Below are 3,816 nucleotides of genomic sequence, written 5' to 3'. Positions count from 1 at the left end.
ACAACGGTATGCTAAGAACAAAAATGCCGTTCACTCTTAAGTGAACGGCATTACCTCATGAAGAGGGATTTTTTGTATTTTGCTTGTGTTGCTTTTTCCGCTTATGCGAACTGATTTTCTAAGTAAGATACGATATCTGAAGATTCGTACATCCACTCAGTTTTACCGTCTTTCTCGATACGTAGACAAGGAACTTTCACACGACCGCCGCCAGCTTCAAGCTCTGCACGGTGTTGTTCGTTGTTTTTTGCATCACGAAGTTCAAACTGAACAGACTGACGTTTCATCGAGCGTCGTACTTTTACACAAAATGGACATGCCTCGAATTGGTACAACGTGTGCGTTTTTGCCTGCTCGTTCACTTTGCTTTGTTCTTCTTGAGAACGCTTCACACCGCGTGGGCTGAAAACAAAATTCAACAACAAGATGACGCGACCTAAAAACCAACGGATAAACTTCATAACTCTCTCTACATATTTAAAATTAGCGTTACAATTTGCAGCATTATATACACAAGTTTTGTCAGATGCTCGCAACAAACCGCTAATATCTATTTTGTCCGTTCGATCGTGTGAGACTTCGCCACATTTAGCCCTAAACGTTTGGACAGTCGAGTCAGGTTTGCTCGGTCTGTTTTCAGAACTCGCCCTGCTTGCGCCCAGTTAAAGTTGGCATCTTCCAACACCTCAGTGATGATGCTGCGTTGAAAATCATCGGTAGCGCCACGTAAACCTGCAGATAGGTCGATCGTTGGTGTTGATAACGGTGTGTTTTTTACCTGTGTCGTCGCTATAGGCTGATCTTGGTCGAGTGGGCCACAATCTTCTTTAGTGATTGTCACGAGGTTTTTGTTGGTGCTACGAGCTAATGCTTTTAGTGCTGAACGGCTAATCACGTGCTCAAGCTCACGTACGTTACCTGGCCAACCGTAACGGTTTAAAAATACCAGTACATCAGAGCGGAATTTAACTTGGTTGATACCAAGTTTACGACGTGCCTGTTCTAGGAAGAAGCCTGCTAGCAAGCTGATGTCGTCACCTCGGTCTTTCAGAGCTGGCACTGCGATAGGGTACACACTCAATCGGTGGTATAAATCGGCTCTGAATCGACCGTCTTCAACTTCTTGCTTTAAGTCTCGGTTGGTTGCAGCTAAAACACGAACATCAATAGTTTGAATGTTGTCTTGGCCTACAGGTTGGATTTCGTTGTTTTGCAGTGCACGCAATAGCTTACTTTGTGCTGCTAAAGGCAATTCACCAATTTCATCTAAGAATAGCGTGCCGCCATCGGCTAGAGCAAACTTACCTAAGCGGTTTTTGTCTGCACCAGTAAACGCGCCACGAACGTGACCAAATAGTTCACTCTCTACCAAGTTCTCAGGAATAGCTGCACAGTTGACATAGACGAGTGGGTTACGTTTACGCTGCGATTGGTGATGCAGGGTGCGAGCAACGAGCTCTTTACCAACACCTGTATCACCATGAATCAGAATATTAAATTCAGAGGGTGCGACAACCGCGATATCGTTTTTAAGCGCGACCATGGTGTCACTATTACCAATCAATTCGCCGCCGTCACGTTCCCACGCTTCAACATTCAGCTCTTCCAGTAATTGCTTTGACTGTTTTGCTTGATGTTCAAGTTGCGAGAAAGTCATCGCCATTTGCATCGTAGAGGCAGCAATAGCAGCGAGAACTTCTAGGTTCCGAGCAGGAATATTCGCGAAGACATCAGGTTTTAGGCTGTCGAGGGTTAGTACCCCTAACAATTTGTCACCAAAAAGAAGAGGCAAACCCATACAGGCATGCATAGGCAAATCGCCGTCGTGGTCGATCAGTAAGCCATCGAAAGGATCAGGCAATGAGCTATCCGCATCAAAACGAACTGGAGAACGCGATGCACAAATCGCATCAAAACGTGGATGTTCTGAAATAATAAAGCGGCGACCGAATGTATCTCGACTGAGCCCTTGCATTGCGATGGGTACTAGCGTGTCGCCTTGAAGGCTTAAAAGTGCGACACAATCACACGTTATGGTTTTACGAATGGCATCGATTAAGCGATTGAAACGGTCTTGATCGTTCACACCGCTGGCTAAACCAATGGTCATTTCCATGAGAGTGGATGCTGAGATATCTTGCATAAAGGGCTCATACTGTTTGTATTTTTATACATGGTAGAGTCTTTATGACATAAAAAAAAGGTCTTTTTGACTAAAGTTTGAAGAGGGTTTTTGAAGGAATGCTAGGCACAACAAGCTTTCGCATGTTGGCACCGTTTGTGCAGTGTGTCCATTGCGTGTTGTCTATACGACTGAATAACTGACCTATCATTGATTTGAATCAATTAATGCGAATTTATCAGTCCACGTAATTCTCATAAAAATAGTAGCCAAAGAGCCCATTGAGAAAGAATTAATATAAAGTCATCTTTAAATAAAATTAGTCAATTTGACATGAAAGGTCAAAAGACTAAGTGTTCGGAGTAAATCAATGCTAAACAATCTACATATCAACATCATCAAATCGACGATTCCTCTTTTAGAAAGCGCAGGCCCTGCTTTAACTCAACACTTCTATCAACGCATGTTCACGCATAACCCTGAATTGAAAGATATCTTCAATATGACTCATCAAAGAACAGGTCGCCAAGGTGTCGCACTGTTTGAAGCTATCGCAGCTTATGCAAAGAACATCGAAAATCTAGCAGCGTTAACCTCAGCGGTTGAGCGTATTGCACAGAAACACACAAGCTTTAATATTCAACCAGACCATTACCAAATCGTTGGTCTTCACCTAATTGAAACACTGCGTGAATTAGCTGCTGATGCATTCACCCCAGAAGTAGAAGAAGCGTGGACTGCGGCTTACCTATTCTTAGCGCAAGTATTCATCGACCGTGAAGCTGAACTTTACCTACAGCGCAAGCAAGCTGTTGGTGGTTGGGAAGCTGCACGTGCATTCGTAATTGCAGATAAAATTGAAGAATCAGCATTAGTAACAAGCTTCATCCTACAACCAAAAGATGGCGGTGACGTTCTGGATTATACGCCAGGACAATATATTGGTATCGAAGTGAAACCTGAAGGTGCTCAGTACAGCGAGATCCGTCAATACTCACTATCAGACAAGCCAAACGGCAAGCAGTACCGAATTTCTGTGAAACGTGAAGGCCAAGGTCAAGAAACTCAAGGCGTAGTATCTAATCACATGCACGATACTGTTGCTGTCGGTGATGAAGTTAGCCTATATGCCCCAGCGGGTGACTTCATGTATCAAGAGCGTAGCAAGCCAGTAACGCTTATCTCTGCAGGTGTGGGTGTAACACCAATGCAATCAATGCTTGAGTTCTTAAACAACCAGCAGAAAAACGAACCTGTACTGTACCTTCACGCTTGTGAAAACGTAGGTCAACACTCTTTCACGACTCGCGTTAAAGATATTGTTGCCGATAAAGGTTGGGAAGCGAAAACGTGGTACATGAACAAAGGCGAGTCTGCGTGTGAGAACACACATGAAGGTCAAATGGATCTAGCGTCTATCTCCGATACTAAAGGCTTTGAAGAGAGTGATTTCTATATCTGTGGCCCTGTTGGTTTCATGAAAAACATCGTAGAGCAGTTAGACGTACTTAAAGTAGATCGCTCACGCGTACACTACGAAGTCTTTGGCCCTCACGCTAATTTCTAATAGCTATCGCTAGTTCTATTAACACTCGCCTGAACTATTGACACCTTGCCTATTCAAAGGCCTCACATTGTGATAATGCCGATCGTTTAAGAAGACTTGAACGATCTTGCAGTTAGCAGATAATCCC

3 protein-coding genes are annotated in these 3,816 nt (G+C 43.8%); 1 reads left to right on the top strand and 2 read right to left on the bottom strand.

Annotated elements, in window-relative coordinates; translation table 11 throughout:
- Positions 1 to 101: 101 nt before the first annotated feature.
- Together ACED42_RS21510 and norR are read right to left on the bottom strand one after the other, a co-directional pair.
- Entirely contained in the window at positions 102 to 461 is a 360-nt protein-coding gene (locus ACED42_RS21510) for a glutaredoxin (protein ID WP_029222916.1), read from the bottom strand.
- Positions 462 to 550: 89 nt separating this feature from the next.
- Entirely contained in the window at positions 551 to 2,143 is a 1,593-nt protein-coding gene (gene norR, locus ACED42_RS21505; protein ID WP_009845485.1) for a nitric oxide reductase transcriptional regulator NorR, read from the bottom strand.
- A 349-nt stretch (positions 2,144 to 2,492) separates the two neighbouring features.
- Between norR and hmpA the strand changes: the two genes are divergently transcribed.
- Positions 2,493 to 3,689 (top strand): NO-inducible flavohemoprotein, encoded by a 1,197-nt coding sequence (hmpA, locus tag ACED42_RS21500; protein WP_371704094.1) that lies wholly within the window; start codon positions 2,493 to 2,495, stop codon positions 3,687 to 3,689.
- The last annotated feature ends 127 nt before the right edge of the window (positions 3,690 to 3,816 follow it).

This window comes from Vibrio sp. FF145 (assembly GCF_041439075.1).
GTDB classification, from domain to species: domain Bacteria; phylum Pseudomonadota; class Gammaproteobacteria; order Enterobacterales; family Vibrionaceae; genus Vibrio; species Vibrio tasmaniensis_A.
This window is presented reverse-complemented; position numbering and strand designations above follow the sequence as displayed.